The following is a 21725-nucleotide window of genomic DNA, read 5'->3' as shown; positions in this document are numbered from 1 at the left end:
GGGATTTTTGTTTTTTAAGGGCTGGGAGAGAGCTGGAAACGCCGAGTCCAGGCCGACTACCGAATGTCATAGCCAAACAAATTGGGATCGACATCCTGCAAGTTCAGGTCAGCGAGTCCATACTCGGCCCAGCGGCGATCGACCAGGGCGGCGGTGTCCGGATCGGGAACCAGTTCGTCACTCCAGGGGCGATCGGTTTCGGGGTACACCTTGGTCGTCGCATCAATGCCCATGCGGCTGCCCAAACCCGGTTTCTCGGTGGCAAAGTCCAGACTATCGAAGGGATTGTCCGGCAGGATGAACACATCCCGTGCCGGGTCAACCTTCGACGTGACTGCCCACATCACCTGACGCGGATCGCGAATATTGATCGACTTATCCACCACGATGACAAACTTCGTGTAAGTGAACTGGGGCAGCGCCGTCCAGAAGGCGAAAGCAGCTCGCCGCGCCTGCCCGGGATAGCTTTTGTCAATCGACAGGACCGCAGCCTTATAGCTCAGTCCTTCCATCGGCAAGAAAAAATCGATAATTTCCGGCACCTGCATCCGCAAAATGGGCGTGTAAATGCGGTTTAGCGCCAGGGCCATCATGGCGTCTTCTTTGGGGGGGCGACCGCTAAACGCCGTCATGTAAATCGGCTGTTTGCGTTGGGTCATACAGTGGAAGCGCAGCAGGGGCGCATTGTCGCGTTGGGGGCCGTAGTAGCCGATATGGTCGCCCGCCGGACCATCCACGTCCGTTTCGCCGGGGGTGATGGTGCCTTCCAGCACGATTTCCGACAGGGCGGGGACTTCGAGATCGACGGTTTTGCACTTCGCCAGATTCACTCCCTGACCGCTGTAGAGGCCCGCAAAGAGCCACTCGGACAGGTCAATAGGCAGCGGCGTGGCGGCGGCGAGAATCAACAGCGGATCAACGCCCAGGGCCACGGCGACTTCCAATTTTTCGCCGCGCTCTGCCGCCTTGCGTAAATGGCGGCTGGGGCCACGCACCGAGAGCCACTGCACCGTGGCCGTATTTTTGGACTGCATTTGCAGACGATAGACGCCCACGTTGGGGATTTTGCTCTCGGGGTCTTTGGTCACCATGAGGCCGAGGGTGATGACCTTACCCGCATCGCCGCTGTAGACGCGGAGTAGCGGCAGTTGGTTGAGATCGACCTCGTCCCCTTTCAACACCACTTGATGGCACGGGGGAAACAGATCGCGATCGGGCTTGGCTTTGACCACGTCGAACAGGGCTTTCCCCATTTCCACCGCTTGGGAAAATTTCTTAGGTGGACGGGGCTGATATAGCAGGGCGAGCTTGTCGCCGATCGCCTCCAATTCCTGCGGCGACTCTAGCCCAAAGCTCCAGCACACGCGCTCCAGCGTGCCCAGCACGTTAATCGCCAACGGCATCGACGCGCCTTTGACGTTTTCAAACAGCAGGGCTGGTCCGCCCGATAGCAGCAGGCGATTGGCGATTTCCGCGATTTCTAAATCCGGATCGACGGGAGCCGTGATGCGCCGCAGTTGGCCGCGCTCTTCCAGCCGCTTCAAAAACGCTTGCAGGTCTTTTGCCATGATTAAAGAAATGTAAAGCCGTCCTGGTTTCATTATGGGGGAAATCGGCAGCGGCTCCCGGAAAACCGTTAACGGGATCTTTACTTCATTCCGCCAAGGACTCCGTATAGTGAGAGAAAATTACCTTGTCGGGCAGATAAAGATAGATGCGATCGATGATGCGCGGCATCGTGTTACTGGGCGGTGGTCTGGCGCTGACCGGATGTTTTAACCGTCTCGACACGATCGCCATTCAGCAAGAAATTGAGGCGGAAATTGAGAGCCAGAGTCGACGGCTCTCACTGGCGGAAGTGCGCTGTCCGACCAACATCCCCAAACAGGCGGGCGCCTACTTTCGTTGCGTGGGTTATCTACGCCCCGAGGGCGAGTTCACCATCAATGTGGTGCAGCAAGATGCCCAGGGCAGCATCGAGTGGGATGTGCCCAGTTCGGCAGTAATTTTGAACCTGGCGAAGGTGGAAGACCAAATTCAGCAGGACTTTGCCCAGGCGTTTGCCAAGCGGGCCAATATCGACTGTGGGGCGCTGTATCGACTCAATCAGCCGGGGGCGGAATTTGAGTGTGAGGTGGTGGGCGGTGTCGTGCTGGACGCTGAGCAGATTACGACGGTGGTGGTGCAGGTTGACCCGGACGGTAATTTGAATTGGTATGAGATGCGGGAGGCGATCGCCCCCGTCACCAACGTCGCTAATCCCTCAGCCGAGGATAGCCCAGACGCAACCGGCAATTCGCAACCTGCCGCGAATGATCGTACGGCCCCGTCTGCCTCCGCTAACAATGCGGAAACGCAGTGAGAGGAGCCGACAGGATAAGCTGTTAGCCCTTTAATTTGCACAGTTGACTCAATTTCAGGCGTGGTTGGACAGGCTAGGACGCCTATCCAACGAGTTGTCCCTGGCATCTAAAAAATGCAAAGCAGGTGGGTTTCGGCTTACCGTTCTTGGTCACGCCCTGGATAAATGCCCGACGTTGCCTAAGCCGGTTGAAAACAGCCGTCGGTCAGCGCAAAGCGAATGTAGGGTGAGTACAGTTCTGGTTCTAATAAAAACGAGTCATGCCCCTTGTTCGAGTGCACTGTAATGTACTTCACGGGCACCTCTGCCGCCTCTAGCGCTTTGACGATCGCAAACTGTTCTTCCGGATAAAAGCACACATCCGAGTCAATGCTGAAAACCAAATATTGTTGGTGTTCGCAGCCCTGAAAAATTTTCGGCGTTACTGCTTCCAGGCTGTAGCTCCGCCAAACGTCCATAATCCGCAGGTAGCTATTGGCATCAAAGCGCTCGGCAAACTTTTTGCCCTGGTAGAACATGTAAGACTCAATGGGGGTCGAGAGTTCGTACTGTTGGCCCGTCTCGTCTGGATGCAGCACCTCTTGTTTCGCCCGCTTTTCCAACACGTCTAGAGAAACGAACGTTTTATGGGAGATCATCCGAGCGAGGATGATGCCCGCTTTGGGGTGGGGGCCATCGTAGTAATCGCCGTTGTTAAAATCTGGATCGTTGCAAATGGCGACGATTTGCTCAAAGTTCTGCACCCGTTGAATTACCGTGGTTTGAAATCCTGAGGCTAGGGGAATGATCCGTTTGACGCGATCGGGAAATCGGGTGGCTAGGAGAATCGCCAACATGCCGCCCAGAGACCCGCCCACAGCGGCGTGCAAGCAGTGAATGCCCAAATGCTCTAGCAGCAAGATCTGACTGCGGACAATATCGGCGGCACTAATTTTGGGGAACTGGCTGCCGTAGGATTTCCCCGTTTGCGGATTGATGGAGCGTGGCCCCGTCGAGCCGTAACAACTGCCCAGATAGTTGACGCAGATGACGCAATACAGGTCGGTATCGAGCGCTTTACCCGGTCCAATAAACTCATCCCACCAGCCGGTGACACATTCATCCGTCCACAGGGGAGCCACGCCGGGCACGGCTAAGTTGACGCCCGCCGCGTGTTGACTGCCGGTTAAGGCATGAAACACCAAAATGGCATTGCTAGCGTCCGCATTGAGCAGGCCATAGGTCTCGTAGGCTAACGTCAGGGTTGCGAGGGATTCCCCCGACTCTAAGGTAAAAGGTTCGTTGAGATGAAAGAACTGAGTGGTAACGGAACCAATGGTCATGGGGCGATATCGCTCGTGGTCGGCAGCTGGCAATGATGAAAACGATGGAGGGCGATGTATCTGTTTAGCGAGGCTTGCGATCCCCCGCTGTCGCTGCCCCCTTAGCAAGGGGGCTCAGAATATCCCGGCTCGGAGTCCCCTTGCCAAAGGGTGATTGAGGGGGATGTAAGGGGGAGCAGTCGCAACCTGACACTAAACAGATACAGGGCGATCGCCCTCCATCTCCCAGGAGCTTCCTTGACAGCGACATCCGGAGTTACTGGGGACTCCGATCGCGGCCGCGATCGCCCCTTTAAACCTGCGCCAGGGCCTGCTTTAAGTCATCAATGATATCGTCAACATCCTCAATGCCAATGGCTAAGCGCACCAGCTCAGGCGAAATGCCGGAGCTGGTGAGATCGGCTTCTGAGAGTTGGGAGTGGGTGGTGCTGGCGGGATGAATGGCCAAACTCTTGGCATCACCCACATTGGCCAGGTGCGAAAAGAGGTTTAACTTTTCAATGAAGGTTTTACCCGCGTCGGCCCCGCCGGTAATGCCAAAGACCACCATTGCCCCAAAGCCTTTTTTCAGATAGCGTTTGGCGACTTCATGGGCTTTATCCGTTTCTAAACCGGGGTACCGCACCCACTCCACCTTGGGATGCTGGGTTAAAAATTCAGCCACCGCCATGGCATTTTCACAATGGCGTTGCATCCGCAAATGCAGCGTTTCAATGCCCTGTAAAAACATCCAGGCATTGTCTGGAGCAATGCAGGCCCCCAGATTGCGCAAGGGCACCAGCCGCATCCGGAGAATGTAGGCCAGCGGTGCCAGCGGCCCCAAATCGTGGGCAAAACGCAGCCCATGATAGCTGGCATCGGGTTCGCTCATGAGGGGAAACTTGCCCGAAGTCCAGTCAAATTTGCCGGAGTCCACAACGATGCCCCCAATGCCGGCCCCGTGGCCGCCGAGCCATTTCGTCAACGAGTGCACCACAATATCGGCACCATGTTCTAGGGGGCGGATCAGATAAGGGGTGGTGAAGGTGCTATCCACCACCAGGGGCAGGCCTTGCTCATGGGCGATCGCCGCGATCGCCTCCAGGTCAGACACTTCTAGCCCCGGATTGCTCACCGTCTCGCAAAACACCAGCTTGCATTTGTCATTAATTGCCGAGCGAAAGTTCTCTGGATTCCGAGGATCGACGAAATTCACCTTAATGCCCAAGGTCGGCAAAATGTCCTTAAACATGGTGTAGGTGCCGCCGTACAGGGTATTCGCAGAGACAATCTCATCCCCCGCCTGGCAAATGTTGATAATGCTGTAGAAAATGGCACTGGTGCCGGATGCCAAAGCCAGGGCAGCGACTCCCCCTTCCAACGCCGCCACCCGCTTTTCTAACACGTCGTGGGTCGGGTTCATCAACCGCGTATAGATGTTGCCCAGTTCCTTGAGGCCAAACAGATTGGCGGCGTGCTCTGTATCCTTGAAGACATAAGAGCTGGTGCGATATACGGGAACCGCCCGGGCCAAGGTCGTGGGGTCAGGTTCCTGGCCTGCGTGCAGACATTGGGTGCCAAGGCCATATTGTGCGTTCATCGACCCGAATCTCCAAATAAGATTTGCCCAGGGATCTTATCTTGATTCCTTCGGTGACTGGGCAATTACTCGCCGATCCTTAAGCATTCTTGAGACCGAGGGCGCGGTTAAAGCAGCTCGGTTGTCCCCCTCGGCAAAGCGCATCTTGCCGGCGCTTGAACCGCCAAGACGGCTGTCCACACTGAATCAATTTCCATTCCTAACCGGGGCCGAGGGGCAATCCAGCCATGGATGCCAGCCGCCTGCCAACTTACGGATCAGGTAGCTGAGGGGATTCTTCGGCGATCGCCTCCGTCAGCTTGGGGACGTGGGGCGGGGTCATGATCGTGCAGCAGAGGCCCAGGAAGACGAGTAGGGAACCCATGATTTCCCAGCGGCTGAGGCTGTCGCCCAGCAGGGATACCGAAAACGCCATGCCAAAAATCGGCACCAGCAGGGAAAAGGGCGCGACCCGATTGGGTGAATAATGCTGGACGAGGTAAGCCCAAAAGCCAAAGCACAGCAGCGAGGCAATTAAGCCCGTATACAAAATGGCCCCGATGCCGAGGGGCGTGAGCGATCGCAACGCTGTCCACTGCCCTGTCTCAAACCGCAGCGACAGCCCCAGCAGCGGCAAGGGCGGCACCACCGCCATCCACACAAAGAGCCGAAAGCCATTGCTCACTTTTGCGAGTTTGATGCAGATATTGCCGACGGCCCATGACGCCGCTGCCCCAATCACCAGGAGCAAGCCGAGGGAAGACCCGTGGCCGCTGCGAGCAACGGCGATCGCCCCCATGCCTGCCAGCGCTAGCCCCACCCCCAACCATTGCTGGCGACGCGGCACATCCTGCAACACCCAGGTCGAAAACACCAGGGTAAACAGCGCCTGGGACTGAATGACCAATGACGACAGGCTGGCGGGCATGCCATTTTCCATGCCGACATACAAAAAGCCGTATTGAAACGCGCCCATTGCGAGTCCGACGGCCACAATCCACCGCCAGGGGATGCCCGTGCGCGGCACAAAGAAAATGGCGGGAAACGCCACCACGACAAAGCGCAATGCAGCAAACAGCAGGGGCGGAAATTCTCCCAGTCCGACCTTGATCGCGACAAAGGTAAAGCCCCAAAGCGACGCCGCCAAAATCGCTAGTAGCGTGTGGACAACACTCATGCGCAGCCCTCAGAACCCTCAACAATCGGTTGCAAGGAAATGGCGATCGCCCTCAGAACTTACACCTCTGTCCTGAATCGATCTTCATTTCGTTGCGATCATTTCGATCGCTCCCCATGCTGCCACACCCACTCCCGAAGTCGGCGTTACTTCACACTGACTGAACCTTTGCGCCGCGATCGCCCGTTGAGCCGCAGTCTGATTAGGCCGACGGTTGCCGTTTAGCATAGTGGGCTTTCAGGTCAGCGATCGCAAATAGCGCCTCAAACTTCAGCCCCTTGGATTCATAAAACTCCCGCCCACCCTGTTGGCGATCCACCAGAGCCAGCACAGTATCGACGGTGTAGCCAGCGCCCCGCAGCCGTTCCACCGCCTTCCACGCCGATTGTCCCGTCGTCACCACATCTTCCAGCACAATGACGGACGCGCCAGCGGGTAGGGTTGGTCCTTCGATATAGGCTTGAGTCCCGTGACCTTTAGCTTCTTTACGCACAATGAGCGGGGTAATGGGGCGATCGCTATAAGCGCCAACGATGCTGACGCCGCTGACCATTGGGTCGGCCCCCAGGGTGAGCCCCGCCACTGCCGTCACCTCAGGGGGAATGCGATCGAGCAACAACCGCCCCATCATGACCCCGCCAGCGGGATGCAGCGTGACCTGCTTGCCATTGATGTAGTACGTGCTTTTTTGCCCCGAAGATAGGGTGAAGTCGCCTTCTTGATAAGCTACCTCGCAAAAGAGATCGAGTAGGCGATCGCGCACCTCAGGCAGCGGCAACGTCGTCAGGGCCAGAGTCGAAGGGTGATTGCTCAAAGTCATGGATTCAAAATCAATAAAAAATGCGCCGTTTCTAGCAGGCTGCGCTATAAATGACGTGCGTACAGGCGTATCTAGTGAGATCAAAGCTCAACATAGTTTACGCCGCCAAATGCTCATCAAGCGCAGCCCAACTTTGTCGAATGCTGCCGCTGCCGATTTACTGGAGTGAGGAAAGCGACATGGCCAACTTTATCGTCCGAATGTTAACTGTGACTGTAGCTGCGGTATCGGCAGTGGCAATCACCTCTGTGGCCAAAGCTGACGAGCCTCCCACGACGAACTCAGCCTATGTTCCGGAAGCGGCGAATGAAATTTTCTTCAATAATTCGCCATCCTTTAATCAGCGTCGTTCCTTGGGTGGGCAGTTGAGCACGATGTTTGGCGTCGGTGGCTTTCCCGAACAGAACATCATGCAGGACGGCTATGACGTGTTTAACGCTTACAATTATTTGCTGGAGCTACAAACGCAGTCTGACCCCACGCTGCGCGTCCCCGACCTGATGAATCCTTACAATACGTCGGTGCAGTTTTTGCCCACGATGACAGAAGGGGCAATTTCTGGCAGTGAGTTTGTTTTTGAATAAATAACGATATTGGGGGCAGCCCTGACTTCAGCTGCTGTGCCCAAATCTGGCTTGCACACCTGGCCCATCAATGAGGTGAGATTGCCAAATGGTCATTGACCGATCATCCTAGTTGGCGTCGCTAAGCCTTTGGAAAAGGATTTGTTTTGCCAGAATCGTTGCCCATGACCGTCAACTCTGCGATCGCCCTCGGCAGCAACCTCGGGGATTCCTTAGCGATTTTGCAAGGGGCGATCGCAGCGCTAGATCGTCATCCCAATGTCTCGGTGACCCGCTGTTCCAGCATTTATCAAACCGCCCCGGTTGGCCCCCCTCAGCCAGATTATTTCAATGCCTGTGCGCTGCTGGCGACGACCCTGCCACCTGAGGCGCTGCTGCAATTGTTATTAGCGATCGAAGCGCAATTTGGGCGGGTGCGGCGAGAGCGTTGGGGCGCGCGCTTGTTAGATCTGGACTTGCTGCTGGTCGAAAGTCAGCAATGCCAAACCTCGCGGCTAGAATTGCCCCATCCCCGCATGTGGGAACGGGCCTTTGTGATGGTGCCCCTAGCTGAAATTGCGCCCGACTGGCCGCATCCCGCAACGGGGCAAACAGTGGCCGAGATTTGCGCCACCCTGTCGACCGACGACATTCACCGCCTCCCTGATGTCTGCGTGTGTGTCCCGCCCTCCTCTAGAGGACTGTGATAGTCTATTCCTCACAACGCCCGCTGGCCTGGTCAGTTTTGTCGGCGGCGCGTTCATTTTGTTTATTGCTGCCAACGTTTATGCCACTCGGTAACGAACCGCCCCAACTGCTCAAACAGCGTATTTTGATCAAGGGCCGCAAGTTTAATTTTGAAGTTAACAGCTTGCGTTTGCCCAACAAGGCCGAAGGCGAATGGGAATGCATTCGACATCCGGGCGGAGCATTGGCGATTCCCGTGACGGCAGAGGGCAAGTTGGTACTGGTGCGGCAGTATCGCTTTGCGGTGCAGGGTCGCCTGCTCGAATTTCCTGCTGGGACCGTCGAAATGGATGAAACGCCCCTGCAAACCATTCAACGAGAAATTCAGGAAGAAGTTGGCTATAGCGCCAATACCTGGCAATCTTTGGGTAACTTTCCGCTGGCACCGGGCTATTCCGATGAGTTTATCTATGCCTTTTTGGCCACCGATCTAGAAAAAATTGACCAGCCCCCTGCGGGTGATGTGGACGAAGACATTGAGGTGGTTCATCTCACGCCGGCTGAGTTTGCGCAGGCCGTGGCCAATGGTGAAGGCGTGGATGCGAAATCCATTGCCAGTTACATGCTGGCGAAAGGCTTACTGGCTGAATCATCTAGCTAGGCAGTTGGGTCCGTTGATTCCCTCAGGGATGGGGATAAGGATGCGGGCACCTGATGCCGAAAGGGGTGGGGCGTGTTCAATAGGGGTTCGATTTCGGCGATTGGCAAAGGACGGCTGAAGTAAAACCCCTGACTATAGTCACAGCCGACCTGGCGCAAATGTTGCAGTTGCTCTAAGGTTTCACCCCCTTCAGCGATCGCAATCATGCCTAAGCGATCGCCTAGCGTCACAATCGTTTCCACAATTTCTTGATTCACCTCGGCTAACTGCAGGTTCGAGGTAAAAGCCTGATCGATCTTCAGGGCACTGAGGGGAAAGCGGTGTAAATAACTCAGCGATGAATAGCCCGTCCCAAAATCATCGATCGCCAGTTGCACCGTCAGTTGCTGAATCTGAGCTACGAGTTGTAGGAGCTGAGGCGAGTCGCCCACTAAGAGGCTTTCGGTGATTTCTAAGACGAGATACTCGCCAGCCAATCCAGACACCTCTAGCGCTTGCCGAATGTGTTCCACCAAATTCGGCATTTGCAAATCTTGCGCCGACAGATTCACGCTGACCTTCAGCGCTTGGGCGGGGGCATAGCGCTGTTGCCACTGCTTGACCTGATGGCACGCGGTGGTAATGGCCCACTGGTCAATCTCGACAATGAGTCCCGTCTCTTCGGCGATAGGAATAAACTCGCTGGGGGAAATCAGGCCGCGCTTGGGATGCCGCCAACGGCATAAGGCTTCGACGCCATAGATGTCGCCATTGTGGAGATTCACAATGGGTTGATAATGCAGCTCTAACTGCTGAGTGGCGATCGCTCGTCGCAGGTCTTGCTCGAGTTGCAGCTGGTCGGTCACCTGCGCATGCAAGATCGGATCAAACATGGCGTAACTGTTTTTGCCATTCGCTTTGGCGCGATACATCGCAATATCCGCATCGCGCAACAGCTCCATAGCGCTGCGATACGCCAATGAGCCCATCACAATGCCAATACTGGCGGTGACCAAAACTTCTCGCTGGGCGATGGCAAACGGCTGTCGTAGCCTGTCTAACAGGCGGTTGGCCACCGTCAAGACTTCGGCGGTGTCACTGACCATGTCTAGCAAAATGACAAACTCATCTCCCCCCAAGCGAGCTACTAAGTCCCCCGGGCGCACCATGTGACCGAGCGCTTGGGCCACCAGGGTCAGCAGTTGGTCGCCGACCATATGCCCGAGTGAATCATTGACTAACTTAAATCGATCTAAATCGAGAAACAGCACCGCAAATTCTTGATGGGGGGGGCGCTTGACCCGTTCTAAAGCCCGCTCAAGCTGAGTCATTAGCAGATTGCGGTTGGGCAGTTGGGTCAGGGCATCGTGCAAAGCGTTGTGGCGCAGTTGGGTTTCGGCTTGCTGCCGTTCGGCTTCGAGTTGCTTGCGATCGCTAATGTCTTGAATGATGGCGGCGAGCACCTCAAAGTTACCCTGCTCATCTCGAATCACTGAGGCGGTCAAATTGACCCAGAGCACGGACTGATCGCGGCCCACGTAGCGCTCATCAATGGTGAAAGCGGACTTTTCAGAGCGGTTGATTTGCGACAACAATTCCTGATGCAAATTTTGGTCATCAGGGTGCACGAGTTGGCTCAACGACATTAATTGCAGCTCGCGTTCGCTATAGCCAGTCAGCGCGCAATACTTGGCATTGGCCTGCACGATTTGCCCATCAGACTGACAAAACGCAATGCCCAGGGTGGCTTGCTCATACAGCGAGGTGAAAAAGGATTGCTGATCGCGCAACGCCTGTTCGGTGGCCTGACGTTTTTGCAATTCGGCTTGGGCTGAGTGAAATAGCTCTGATTGGTGAATGGCGATCGCGAGTTGATCGGCAATGCGTGAACTCAGTGCCACAGCCTCGGGCGCCCAAGTCGGGCGCACTTTTCTCAGCGTTAGGTTGCCCCAGATGCGTTGGCTAACCCGCAGGGGAACAATCAGCCAGGCCCCGGGAAATTGTTTCGCCAATTGGCGATGTAATGGGTCAACGAGGGTCTTGCTATCGTCTACACAAATCACTTCCCCCTGTGTCAGGGCCGCCGATAGAGGATTTTCGGCATCCGGTATCCATAAATCCAAACAGGATGGAGCCATCTCATTCGCTCGATATTCTGCAATGTGTTGCCAGCTTTGGGATGCCATTTCGTAGCGGGCGATCGCGCCATGATCCGCTGCTAGCAATCTGCAGACGTCTTCTAATACCAGGGGGAACAGCGACTCAATCTCAAATGACTGCCGCATGAGTTTGATGATGTCGTTGACCGCTCGCTCTTGCTGGGCTTGACGGCGCAAAGTCTCTTGGGCCAACTGTAGGTCGGTCACGTCTCGCGATGTGGCGACGACTCCATGGACTTCGCCGTCATCATCCACAAAGGGCGCATAAGTGAGGTGAACAAAGCGCCGCCGACCCTCCGGAAAAGTAAACCAATCGCTATATTGCACGACGTTGCCCTGCAAGCATTCATCTAGCCGGGGCTTGATAACGGCTTGAAACGTTTCTTGTCCGAGTAAATCGGCGACTGAATGACCAATAATGTCCTGACGTGATTTTTGATTCCAGTCTAAATAGACTTGATTTACCACTCGGTAGACGTAGTTGCAGTTCAACAAGGCAAGACCGTCTTGCGTTGCGGAGACAATATGTTCGTATTGTATGAGGCGTTCTTCATTCGCCTCTCGCAGACTCAGTTCTTGCTGCAGTTGCTGATAGGTTTCGGCTTTCTCAATCGCGATCGCCAGTTGAGCCGCCACGCCTTGAGCGAGTTGAATGTCTTCTTCGGACCAGTCCACATATTGATGCAAGCGTCCGAGGGTCAGACTGCCCCAGATCTTTCCGCCAATGCTGATGGGGGTTAATAGCCAGGCTCCGGGATCGGTTTTAGCCAGCTGACTGTTTACCGGATCTTGAATCGTGCGCGTATCGTTGACCTGCACGACCTCCAATCGCTTCAGCCGTTCGGCGAACGGATTATCTTGATCGGGAATCACATCATGGGTTTTGGTGACGGGCTCATGATCGGCATTGAAAACAATGCGATGAATCCAACATTGGCGCTCTGGCAAATACTGCACAATGCTCACTTGGGCGTTCAACAGTTCAGCAATATGAGAGGCCGAAACCGAAAAAATCGTGTCGAGATCTAAGGACTGATGAATGGCATCAACGACCCGGTGTAAAGCTGCTGTTTGTTGAGTTTGCTGTTCAAGTTGGGCTTGGGTGGTTTTCAATTCACTGATATCAGAGGAAACGCCGATCAAGCCCAGCAAATTTCCGGTCGCATCATGTATTGGCGCAGTGTGGACGAGGGCTGTGAACTCGCGATTGTGGCGATCGCGAACTTGAAACTCCCCAGACCATGTTTTCCCCTGCCGTAAATCGGCCAAAATCTCAGCAGATTGCTGCTGCTTATTCAAGGCTGGCGTCACCGTCGAGATGGGCCGCCCTAAGACTTCACTTTGGGGCCATCCATAGAGTGATTCCGCCGCCTGGTTCCAAAACCGAATATTACCCTCCGCATCGGTGGCAATGACCGCCTGGTTGATGGCATTCAGCAGTAAGGCCGATGACGGATCGAAACAAATCTGGCTCCAGTTATCGCCGACTGGATCGAGAGATGAAGGTTGGCCTGGCATATCCTCATGCAGCGATTCAATGCTGCTAGCGTGACGTCAATGCAGTGGCGAAGATAGGAAAACGGGTTGTTCGCCTGGGAACATCGGCTTGGGCAAATATTGAGCTCACGCATTGCAAATAGTTGCCTGCGCTTACCAACTTTCTTTGGTTACAGCATACTTACCAGGGTTACAAAAAAATAAGTTGACGACATGAAAATCAATGTTTTTGCCCCTAGTAATTGACCTGATATGAAGGTCAGCGATCGCCGCTAATGGTGAACTTAGTCAGCAGCCAGCGTCGCAGATTCAGCGCTAAATTTTGATGCCGTGAATGGGCATTTGCCCTGTCTGCAGCCGTTGCCAATAGTCTTTTAGGGCGGCTGCCACCTGGTTAGACAGCAACATGCAGCCGAGCAGATTAGGAATGGCGATCGCAAACAGCATCATGTCGCTAAAGGCCAGTACGGCACTGGGTTGGGTGACGGTACCGACAAAGGTGGCGGCCACATAAACCACTCGGTAGGCGGCCAACCAGCGATCGCCCGTCAGATAGCGCCAGCACTGCTCGCCGTAGTAGCCCCAGGAAATAATGGTGGAAAAGGCAAAGAGGCACACCGCAACGGTGAGCATAATCGAGAAGCCGGAAACCGCCTGCCCAAAGGCGATCGCCACCAGTTCAAAGCCGAGCGCCGCATCAGGAGCGGTTTGATACGCATTCGTCACAACGCACACGAGCGCCGTCAGGTTGCAGATCACGATGGTGTCGATAAAGGGTTCCAGCGAGGCGACGATGCCCTCGCGTACGGGTTCTTTGGTGCGAGTGGCGGCGTGGGCGATCGCCGCCGATCCCACCCCCGCCGAGTTGGAAAAGAGTCCCCGGCGTAATCCCTGCACCATCACGGCAATCATGCCCCCTTCGATCGCTTGGGGACTGAATGCCTCCCGCGTGATCAGCGCGATCGCCCCTGGCACCGCTGGCAAGTTCGCCACAATCACCCAGACGCCCGACAGCACGTAGAGTCCTGCCATGGTCGGCACAATGGTGCCCGCCACCGTGCCAATGCGTTGAATGCCCCCGACAATCACCACCCCGACCATAGCCGTCAACAGCAGTCCATAAATCCAGGGGTACTGATCAATCAGGGGAAAAATTTGCGCGATCGCGGCCTGGGTCTGATTAGCCTGAAACATATTGCCGCCCCCCAAGGCCCCGATCGCACAGAGCAGGGCAAAGGCAAACGCTAACCACCGCCCGAGGGAGGGCAGCCCTAGTTTGTCTAACCCGTGCGATAAGTAATACATGGGGCCACCGGCAATGGTGCCGTCTGGGCGTACAGTGCGATATTGCTGGGCCAGGGTGCATTCCACAAACTTGCTCGACATGCCCAAAAAGCCAGCCAGGGTCATCCAGACCACAGCTCCTGGCCCCCCGAGTTGAATGCCGATCGCGACCCCGGCAATGTTGCCTAAGCCGACGGTGGCGGAGAGGGCGGTGGCAATCGCTTGAAAGTGGTTCACCTCCCCCGGTTCATTCGGATCGTCGTAGCGGCCCAGGGTGACGGCGATCGCATGGCGAAAGGCGCGAATATTAATCAACCCCATCCGCAGGGTGAAATAGGTAGCCCCGACTAACAGCCACAAAATGACGAGGGGTAAGCCCCCAATACTGAAGAACAGGGTCTTTTCTAGGGCATTGACACTGGTATTGAGGGCTCGGTCTAACCCATTGGTGACGGCATCCAAGAATAGAGCGAGGTCAAACGGCAACGAATTCAGCAAACAGATCTCCGACGGCACCGCCCCTAATTATAGAGAGTCTGACTGGCTCAGGGGCTAACGATAGCGCTGCCGATCCTATTGGTCGCGTCGTCGGCCCAATGCTCGCAGCCTGTTGCCAGGGACTGTGGGCATGACTCCAGCGGCCAAGCAGCCACCGAGGAGTCATTAGACTCTGAGCCGTGACTCAAGGGTGTGGGCAACGCCCGTTTTACATCAAGTCGAGGTCGCCTTGCACATCCAGCCGTTTATAGGGGCTCAGCGTCATGTAGCTGTCAGCCAACTGCTCCGCAATATCCGGCGTGACCCAGCCTAATTGCTTGAGCAAATGCACAGCCACTGCATGTTTGGCCCGCTTGCTGCCGTCCCGCACTTTAATGGCAAGGCCCAGACCTTCGCCGACTCGACCAATACACTGAACACCTTCGGCCCCCGATTTGCTGACTAGCTCGCCTGCGGTCAGGCGCATTAGCTCAGTGTCAAAAGCGCCCGGGCCAGCCACCATTTCTGGATGGTGAGTCATGGCTCGCACGATGCGTTCCATCTCGAGATTGTCGCCCGAGGCCAGCTTGGCAAATAGCACGGCCATCTGTCGCAGGGGCATGAGATAGGTCGGCGCACCACAGTCATCGTGCGCCCCGATAAATTCATCAGCGGGCATACTCAACAGCTCTGCCACCGTATTCAAGATGAACAGTTGCAGAGGATGGTTGCGATGCAAATAGCTTTCCAACGGCCAGTTACGCTGCTGACAGAGCGCCAACATCCCGGCGTGTTTGCCCGAGCAGTTGTGCTCTAGCGAGCTTTGTTTGCCTGCGGGAACCGGACATTGCAGTTGGGTCGGTTCTAGCTCCGCTTTCCAAAGAATGTGAAAGGCCTGGCGCACTTGCTCGATGCGGCCTTGGTGAGAGGCACACATGATGGCGAGGTCGCGATCGTCCAGCTCATAGCGCTCTAGCGTGCCGGCAGCCGCGACGGCCAGAGCCTGAAAGGGTTTAAGCGATGAGCGGATAAAGGTTGCAGCGTCCCCGTCGCCCGCTACAGACAACATGCGGCCCCGGCTGTCACAGACGACGGCATGACCGATATGCACCGACTCAATAATGCCTTCTCGCAGGAGCTGAACTTCGAGTTCAGGAGATTGATAACGTTTAGCCCTAGTCATGACTAAGACTCTCACATACAGGGGTCATAAAGGCAACGGCTTACAGAACTTTCCAAGCTATGACCAATGCTACTGCAATCCCTAGCAGCAACGCTAAAGTATTGCGAACTCGCTGCAAGATGGGTTTGACTTGGTAATCCATAATGAGGCGATCGCGATTGAGCACCTCTTCTGGCTTGAACCAGGTTTGACCGTCATACCAGCCTGACTCTTCGTAGGGCACGGCGGCTTGCTGGAGGCGCTGACCGATGTGAAACCATCCCACGTAGAGCTGCGCTAGGGAGAGCATGGGCAAAATGCAGGCCCCGGCAGCGGCCAATAAGCTAAATGACAGGGGATAGCGCCCCGGCGCATAACTCGCGCCCACCATCGGTCCCGTCACGGCCCAACTCACCAACCACAAAATCACGATGGGTTTCAGATAGCTACCCAAGTCTCGGCTGCCCCAGGCATAAAACCAGGAGTCGCGCATGTCTTCGTATTGGTTGATGGGCAACTGTTCTGGTGGAACCGGGCAACGAGACTTAATCACAGCGCCAGTGAGTGCGTAAAAGTTACTTCGATACCTTAACGTGAAATTTAAATGGTGAAAATGCCTCACGCTACTGGTCGTGGTTGGGACTGCGATCGCGGCAGCACAGCCACGACGGGGTCAATGGTCTGGCGATCGCCGGAATGTTGCAAGGAACCTTTTCCGAGCCATGTTTAGGGGCAGCGCAATGGTTCGTAGAGCGATCGCGATCCCTTGAAAGATGAACGGGGGAAGCGGCAAGTATTGAGGGATCGGGTTCTTTTAGCCTCAGCAGTCGTATAGCGTTGCGCAGATGGCTCCGTTCATTAATTTGACGGAAAAACGAGGGGCTTAGGTTAGGAAGCCGGATTTTTCAATCCAACCCAAGTTTTGTTGAGCAAGCATCTTGCTTGCCCCAGGACAGCCGAGACGGCTGTCCACACTTCGATTCAATGCCCATACTTTAAACTTTTGGGTTCTCGGCACCTGACTGCGGATTGCTATAAAGCTTGAGTAATCTTCAGGGACCCGGTCCCTAAAGGCAGCGATGGCAACGCCGCAAAAAAATCCCTGTTCCACCAAGCAAGCGGCAGAACAGGGGGAGTCAGGATAAGCAAGATTAGTTGCGATCGCACCCGGCAATCAGGGGACGGTGCCCTGTGGGTAACCACGATGAGTTCTAGGAGCTGTTGAGGGCAACGTCCCCGCATCGACGAGGCCTAGACTTTGACCAACACTTGGTCGCCTTCAATTTTGGCTTCGTAAACGGGGAGCGGGGCACTGGCGGGGCCAGATGCCACGGTGCCATCAGGATTGAACATGGAGGCATGGCAAGGACAAGCGAAGGCGCTGCCATCCCAATCGACTGTGCAGCCCTGGTGCGTGCAGAGAGAATCGACCGCAATGAGGGTGTCAGGATTATCGGGCGATCGCGTGACCACGACCTGTGTGCCCTGGAAGTTGCTGCTAGCCAGGGCACCCGCTTCGTCGAGTTCTGCGACTGTCCCAATCGACTCAAAGCCATCGGCCGCAGCGGCATCATCAGCGGGGGCTGCCGCCGTATTGTCAGCCGGGGCATCGGCGGGCGCTTCCGCCGTATCGGAACCACAAGCTGCTAGAGCGACTGGCAGAGAAGTCGCCAATGCGCCCACGCCCATCCAATTCACAAAATCACGTCGATTCATCGAAATGTTCTCCTCATCAATGCTTGATATGACAGTGTATGCCTTTGGCGATGCGGTTGCAGAAGTTGACCAGGACAGCGCCTAGCGGCTTGCAACTCTCGCAACTCCGCGTCGATCGAAACTGACCTATAGCTGGCTCATTGACTGCTCCAGATTTTCTGCCGTGGTCAACGGCTCTGAGCGCTTAAACCAGCCGTAATGACGGGCGGCAGTGGCCAGCACAACGAGCAAATCCAGGCCAACCACGCTGGCAATCAGCAATTCAGAACCCCCGGTGCCAAAGCCGTAGCTGTGCAGCCCCGTCCCCAGCACGAAGTTTACGCCGTACCAGGCCATTAACACTGCATTAAACGACACGATGCTGGCGACATGAATGCCGAAGTCACCCAGCCACCCCACGAGGCGACCGTGCAGCGGTGCCAAATAGCAGAGCAACGCAATCAGCGCCCAGGTTTCCTTCGGATCCCAGCCCCAAAAGCGGCCCCAAGAGAAGTGCGCCCAAATGCCGCCGAGGATGATGCCCGCAGTCAGCAATAGCACCCCGACTTGTAAGACCCGATAGTTCAGCTGAGACAGCGTTTTGATGCGTTGCTTGGCCTGGGGCGTAAACAAATAGTTGAACAGGGCCACGTGACCGACGCCGAGGGCCAGGGCAAAACTGGCATAACTGAGGGTAATGGTGGGAACGTGAATGCTGAGCCAGAAGTTGTCGCGGAGGACGGGCACCAGCGGCGCAATGCTGGGATCGAGCACGGCGGGCAGGCTATCGGCCAACACCAGACATACTACTGAAAGGGGGGCGGCGGCTAGCAGGTAAAAGCGCTTTTGCGAAAACACTTCCAGCAGCAGGGCGATCGCCATAATGCCAAACCCGCACCAAACGACGGACTCATACATATTGGTCACGGGGGGCCGATCCGCAATCTGCATCCGCAGGAAGAAGCCATAGCTCTGAACCGCAATGCCAGCGGTGAAAAGGCCGATCGCGGTCCAATACACATTCCAGCGTTTGATCCACTGGCTGACGAGCAAGACGGTGAAGGCGATCGCATACAGCTGCCACGCCTTGGCAAAAGGATGGAAATGATTGAAATGCACTTCGCGACCCATCACCGCATCGGCAGGATAGATCTCAGGACTCAACTGCTGGAGTCCCGCTTTGAGCTGACTGGCCAAATCGGCCACCATGGGAATGTGGGTCGCGCCGCCCTGCAATAAGGTTTGCTGCATCATGGCAAATGCCGCCAATAGCGGTGCGGCTTGCTCTGGGGTGTAGAGTTTGGCGGTTTCGTCGAGGCTGCCCCACTTGCCTTTGATGTCGTCGGGATGCGGCACAATTGGCAACTGGCGATCGCCCACCGACTGATACAGCAGATTCAAACGCCCTTCAATGGTTAGCGCCTCGCGCTCATTGCGGCTGAGATCGACGTCGTTCAGTTCTTTGCGATGGGCCTCACTGACAATCCCCGCCAGTTCCCGATTGGCCATCAGTTCTTGAAAGGTGAACTGCTTGCGCTCGATATCCAGTCCGGCGGCTTCCTTTAGCGGGCGATAGCTCACCAGCACAAACGGCTCTTCATTCCAGTTGCGGGTGTTAAACCACATGGCGAGGTAGGTGCTGAGGGCATCTTCTTTCGTCCCATCCGCCAATTTGTACGAGGTTGAGCCGTGAATTTTCGCCACGGTTTCCTGAGCTACGGTATCCAGAGGCTTTTTGCGACCGTCGAGTTGCACCGTGAGCGATCGCAGCGAGTCCAACCCGTCGGGCTGCCACTGGCTGATAGGCATCACCAACAGCACGGCTCCCAACACTAAACCAATCAGAAATGTTGTCAGTTTCATAGCGCGATAAGAAGTTCAGAATGCAAAAGACAGAATACGGACATTAGGATGTGTTGTTCAGAGAGCGGCATAGCAGAATGCAAAGAGCGGGAACAGGGGAAGCGAACATCATCCATCAAGCGGTTGAATCAACCTACCGACTTCACCCGCTTCACTTACCTCACCTACTCATCCACTCACGTACTCCCTACTTGCCAAACACCGCCAATATGGGAATCGTGCCGACGGCCTTTTCGCCAGAGTTTTCCTCCACAGTTGGTTCTGACTCCGGTTGGGGCGATCGCGTCCACCGTCGCCACCGCTTCACCAGACTCGGCCCGTAGAACATCACCACAATGCCGATCACCACGAGCAGTGACCCCGTCCAGGTCAGTGCCGTCACCCACCAGGGTTCGCGCTTGAGTTGCAAAGTGGACTGTTGTAAATCGCCGGGATTCCAAGACGCTTGGGCCAGCTTCCACCCCCGGAACCAGGTGGGATGATTCATCCACACTGATCGCTGCACTGCCGTATCCGTCTGAGCGTCAAATAGGGTAATGTCGCTCGTCCACATCGCCACCGACTCGCTGCCCTCGTTCCGTTCCACAATGAAATCGTTGAGCTTCACGTAAAAGGGCAGTTCCAGCAGCTTCGGGGTGAACGCAGCAAAATACTCACCGTTAGGCGTATCTAACTCGGTGGGTTCGCCCCAGGGCAGCCAAAAATCTTGACCGTCGGCAGTCGCCACATGCAAGGCGGGTGACCCCTCTGCGGGCACTGCCCCCTGAGCCACTGGCATCACCGGCACGATTTGACGCTGCACCTGGGCGTGGTCTAACTGTTGAGCCAGCGAAATCTCAAAGTCGGCCCAGCCCGGTGTTACCGACTGCTCCGGCAAGAATTCACCCGATTTAAAGCCTTTAGAAGAGGCGGCGGCGTAAAAGAGTTGATGATTAGGCGCGGCCACCAGTCGGAAGTAATCCGTCGGAGTGGCGGCGGGCGGCTCATAAGTGAGGGCTAACGCAATCTGGTCGTCCGATCGCACTGGCGGCAGCCCCGCTTTGCCAAACACAAACCACCGTTCTTGCAGTTCGCCTTGCGTCACCACTAGCTGCACGGCTGGATTCCGATACTGATCCGACGCGGAGGTCGGCTGGCCGTCGCTGCCCAGGCGAAAGTCCGGCCAAACGTTAGCCACGGTTAAAGACAGGTCAGGACTTAACGCCAGCGTTTGTCCTAACGCTTTTGATACATCAATGGCGCGATCTCGGCTTTGGCCCGCAATTTGGCTGATCGCCAATGTCCCCATGGGGCTCTGCTCTGCATCGGGGGCCTGCAATAGCTGCTGCAACTCGGCTTCATCCCGCGCTTCAAAGAGCTCTAGGTGAGCTGGGCCAATGTCCATCTGGCTATAAGCCGCAGGCGCTACGGCCAACCATCGCTCCAGAGTTTGCCCCATGCGATCGCTCTGCAACTGCACCTGCACCGCCAGATTTTCGACCGCGCCATCATTGGTAAACTGCACCGTCTTGATGGCGTTATCGCTATAGCCCAGCAGTGACAGGCCCCCAAACTGGCGAGGATAGACCGAACCGTCGGACTTGATGAAAATATCCGTCTGTTGCCGGGTTTGGTCAGGCGCCACCACCTCTAATAAGTCGCCCTCAACGCGAATTTGGCTGCCAGGGCCACTGTCAGTCCGCACCAGCAACATGCCTTCCGTGCTGAGGTGAATGACTGCTGCCGATCCGGCAATGATCACAATCAATCCCCAGTGGGTTAAAGCAAAACCGATTTTTCGCGGCCCTTTCCAGGGAAAGCGACTGAGGGTTGAAATGCCTAAATTCACCGCCAGTAGAAACATTAAAGCGCCAAACCAAGCGCTTTTATAGATCTCCCGCTGGACTGTCGCTGAGCCCACTTCGGACTCATAAAAAGTCGCCCCAATCAAAATGATTGCGATCGCGACTAACAATGGCACTGCCAGTCGAATTGAGCCTAAAAACCGGAAAATTTTAGATTCCATAGCAAAATCTAGCAGAGCAAAACCATCACAAAGAAGTTGCTACATAGCCTCAACGAGGGCAGCGATCGCTTCTGTATTCGCAACTACCGAAAACATCAGTCAATGCAATTTTTACATTGAATAAGCGCAATAAATGCATGGACTCTTGTTGACTTAATCTCTGTTCAATCTCAGCCATTAAATTTGCTGTCACATTGATAAAATTGCCGTCCCTAGAAATTCTCGATTCCCTTAATCATTCTTGCTCGCTCAGACTTTCGCCTCAAAAGCCCATGCACAGGCTCATTCGCATGCCGATTTCCTGAGTCATAGAGCCTGGTTGAGTGAATATGGCGAAAGTGCATTGATTCAATGCGAAAGGTGAATAACGAATTTATGTTTAGTTGTTCTTGTTACAAAAAATCACCTTTGACTTCCACTAGGGTCAGTGCATTCAAGTGGAGACCGCTAACCA

Annotated in this window: 16 protein-coding genes; 4 read left to right on the top strand and 12 right to left on the bottom strand. The window is 55.5% G+C overall.

Annotated features, from left to right (window positions below; genetic code table 11):
• Positions 1–56: 56 nt before the first annotated feature.
• Positions 57–1568 (bottom strand): UbiD family decarboxylase, encoded by a 1512-nt coding sequence (locus DYY88_RS01785; RefSeq protein ID WP_039724570.1) that lies wholly within the window; start codon positions 1566–1568, stop codon positions 57–59.
• 146 nt (positions 1569–1714) lie between these two features.
• On the opposite strand from DYY88_RS01785, the gene DYY88_RS01780 reads away from it, so the two are divergent.
• Entirely contained in the window at positions 1715–2362 is a 648-nt protein-coding gene (locus DYY88_RS01780) for a hypothetical protein (protein WP_039724571.1), read from the top strand.
• 179 nt (positions 2363–2541) lie between these two features.
• Here DYY88_RS01780 and metX read toward each other — a convergent pair whose 3' ends face one another.
• The 4 genes from metX to pyrE form a co-directional block, all read right to left on the bottom strand.
• Complete coding sequence (metX, locus tag DYY88_RS01775; protein WP_039724572.1) at positions 2542–3684, bottom strand: homoserine O-acetyltransferase MetX; 1143 nt, start codon at positions 3682–3684, stop codon at positions 2542–2544.
• Between the two features lie 292 nt (positions 3685–3976).
• The gene (locus DYY88_RS01770; protein ID WP_039724573.1) at positions 3977–5263 is read right to left on the bottom strand and encodes an O-acetylhomoserine aminocarboxypropyltransferase/cysteine synthase family protein; all 1287 of its coding nucleotides are present in this window, start codon (positions 5261–5263) and stop codon (positions 3977–3979) included.
• Between the two features lie 250 nt (positions 5264–5513).
• Positions 5514–6419 (bottom strand): EamA family transporter, encoded by a 906-nt coding sequence (locus tag DYY88_RS01765; RefSeq protein WP_039724574.1) that lies wholly within the window; start codon positions 6417–6419, stop codon positions 5514–5516.
• A 202-nt stretch (positions 6420–6621) separates the two neighbouring features.
• A complete protein-coding gene (gene pyrE / locus DYY88_RS01760; RefSeq protein ID WP_039724576.1) occupies positions 6622–7239 on the bottom strand; it encodes an orotate phosphoribosyltransferase in 618 nt (205 codons plus the stop codon).
• 140 nt (positions 7240–7379) lie between these two features.
• Between pyrE and DYY88_RS01755 the strand changes: the two genes are divergently transcribed.
• The 3 genes from DYY88_RS01755 to DYY88_RS01745 all read left to right on the top strand — a co-directional run bounded on the left by DYY88_RS01755 (position 7380) and on the right by DYY88_RS01745 (position 9150).
• Positions 7380–7823 carry a hypothetical protein gene (locus DYY88_RS01755; protein WP_039724577.1) on the top strand — a complete coding sequence of 148 codons (444 nt, stop codon included), beginning with the start codon at positions 7380–7382 and terminating at the stop codon, positions 7821–7823.
• Positions 7824–7987: 164 nt separating this feature from the next.
• Positions 7988–8509 (top strand): 2-amino-4-hydroxy-6-hydroxymethyldihydropteridine diphosphokinase, encoded by a 522-nt coding sequence (folK, locus tag DYY88_RS01750; protein WP_044150318.1) that lies wholly within the window; start codon positions 7988–7990, stop codon positions 8507–8509.
• Positions 8510–8589: 80 nt separating this feature from the next.
• Entirely contained in the window at positions 8590–9150 is a 561-nt protein-coding gene (locus DYY88_RS01745) for an NUDIX hydrolase (protein ID WP_039724579.1), read from the top strand.
• On the opposite strand, the gene DYY88_RS01740 is transcribed toward DYY88_RS01745, so the two are convergent.
• From DYY88_RS01740 to DYY88_RS01710, 7 genes are all read right to left on the bottom strand, one after another.
• Positions 9147–12806, bottom strand: a complete 3660-nt coding sequence (locus DYY88_RS01740; RefSeq protein ID WP_052288126.1) for an EAL domain-containing protein — start codon at positions 12804–12806, stop codon at positions 9147–9149. The genes DYY88_RS01745 and DYY88_RS01740 overlap by 4 nt on opposite strands.
• Positions 12807–13100: 294 nt before the next feature.
• A complete protein-coding gene (locus tag DYY88_RS01735; RefSeq protein WP_201278879.1) occupies positions 13101–14567 on the bottom strand; it encodes an alanine/glycine:cation symporter family protein in 1467 nt (488 codons plus the stop codon).
• 208 nt (positions 14568–14775) lie between these two features.
• Complete coding sequence (locus DYY88_RS01730) at positions 14776–15729, bottom strand: asparaginase (RefSeq protein WP_039724580.1); 954 nt, start codon at positions 15727–15729, stop codon at positions 14776–14778.
• Positions 15730–15769: 40 nt separating this feature from the next.
• Positions 15770–16261, bottom strand: a complete 492-nt coding sequence (locus DYY88_RS01725; RefSeq protein WP_039724581.1) for a CGLD27 family protein — start codon at positions 16259–16261, stop codon at positions 15770–15772.
• Between the two features lie 698 nt (positions 16262–16959).
• Complete coding sequence (locus DYY88_RS01720) at positions 16960–17424, bottom strand: QcrA and Rieske domain-containing protein (protein WP_039724582.1); 465 nt, start codon at positions 17422–17424, stop codon at positions 16960–16962.
• A gap of 126 nt (positions 17425–17550) precedes the next feature.
• A complete protein-coding gene (locus tag DYY88_RS01715) occupies positions 17551–19266 on the bottom strand; it encodes a cytochrome c biogenesis protein (protein ID WP_039724584.1) in 1716 nt (571 codons plus the stop codon).
• Positions 19267–19453: 187 nt separating this feature from the next.
• Positions 19454–21271, bottom strand: a complete 1818-nt coding sequence (locus DYY88_RS01710; RefSeq protein ID WP_039724585.1) for a cytochrome c biogenesis ResB family protein — start codon at positions 21269–21271, stop codon at positions 19454–19456.
• Positions 21272–21725 lie beyond the last annotated feature (454 nt).

This window comes from Leptolyngbya iicbica LK (assembly GCF_004212215.1).
In the GTDB taxonomy this organism is placed as follows: domain Bacteria; phylum Cyanobacteriota; class Cyanobacteriia; order Phormidesmidales; family Phormidesmidaceae; genus Halomicronema; species Halomicronema iicbica.
This window is presented reverse-complemented; position numbering and strand designations above follow the sequence as displayed.

Excerpts from the sequence above, each read along its gene's own strand:
- DYY88_RS01770 (WP_039724573.1), bottom strand. The coding sequence starts at position 5,263 with ATGAACGCACAATATGGCCTTGGCACCCAATGTCTGCACGCAGGCCAG.
- DYY88_RS01785 (WP_039724570.1), bottom strand. The coding sequence starts at position 1,568 with ATGGCAAAAGACCTGCAAGCGTTTTTGAAGCGGCTGGAAGAGCGCGGC.
- DYY88_RS01720 (WP_039724582.1), bottom strand. The coding sequence starts at position 17,424 with ATGAATCGACGTGATTTTGTGAATTGGATGGGCGTGGGCGCATTGGCG.
- DYY88_RS01730 (WP_039724580.1), bottom strand. The coding sequence starts at position 15,729 with ATGACTAGGGCTAAACGTTATCAATCTCCTGAACTCGAAGTTCAGCTC.
- DYY88_RS01755 (WP_039724577.1), top strand. The coding sequence starts at position 7,380 with ATGCTGCCGCTGCCGATTTACTGGAGTGAGGAAAGCGACATGGCCAAC.
- DYY88_RS01745 (WP_039724579.1), top strand. The coding sequence starts at position 8,590 with ATGCCACTCGGTAACGAACCGCCCCAACTGCTCAAACAGCGTATTTTG.
- folK (WP_044150318.1), top strand. The coding sequence starts at position 7,988 with ATGACCGTCAACTCTGCGATCGCCCTCGGCAGCAACCTCGGGGATTCC.
- DYY88_RS01765 (WP_039724574.1), bottom strand. The coding sequence starts at position 6,419 with ATGAGTGTTGTCCACACGCTACTAGCGATTTTGGCGGCGTCGCTTTGG.
- metX (WP_039724572.1), bottom strand. The coding sequence starts at position 3,684 with ATGACCATTGGTTCCGTTACCACTCAGTTCTTTCATCTCAACGAACCT.
- DYY88_RS01740 (WP_052288126.1), bottom strand. The coding sequence starts at position 12,806 with ATGCCAGGCCAACCTTCATCTCTCGATCCAGTCGGCGATAACTGGAGC.
- DYY88_RS01710 (WP_039724585.1), bottom strand. The coding sequence starts at position 21,271 with ATGGAATCTAAAATTTTCCGGTTTTTAGGCTCAATTCGACTGGCAGTG.
- pyrE (WP_039724576.1), bottom strand. The coding sequence starts at position 7,239 with ATGACTTTGAGCAATCACCCTTCGACTCTGGCCCTGACGACGTTGCCG.
- DYY88_RS01715 (WP_039724584.1), bottom strand. The coding sequence starts at position 19,266 with ATGAAACTGACAACATTTCTGATTGGTTTAGTGTTGGGAGCCGTGCTG.
- DYY88_RS01780 (WP_039724571.1), top strand. The coding sequence starts at position 1,715 with ATGCGATCGATGATGCGCGGCATCGTGTTACTGGGCGGTGGTCTGGCG.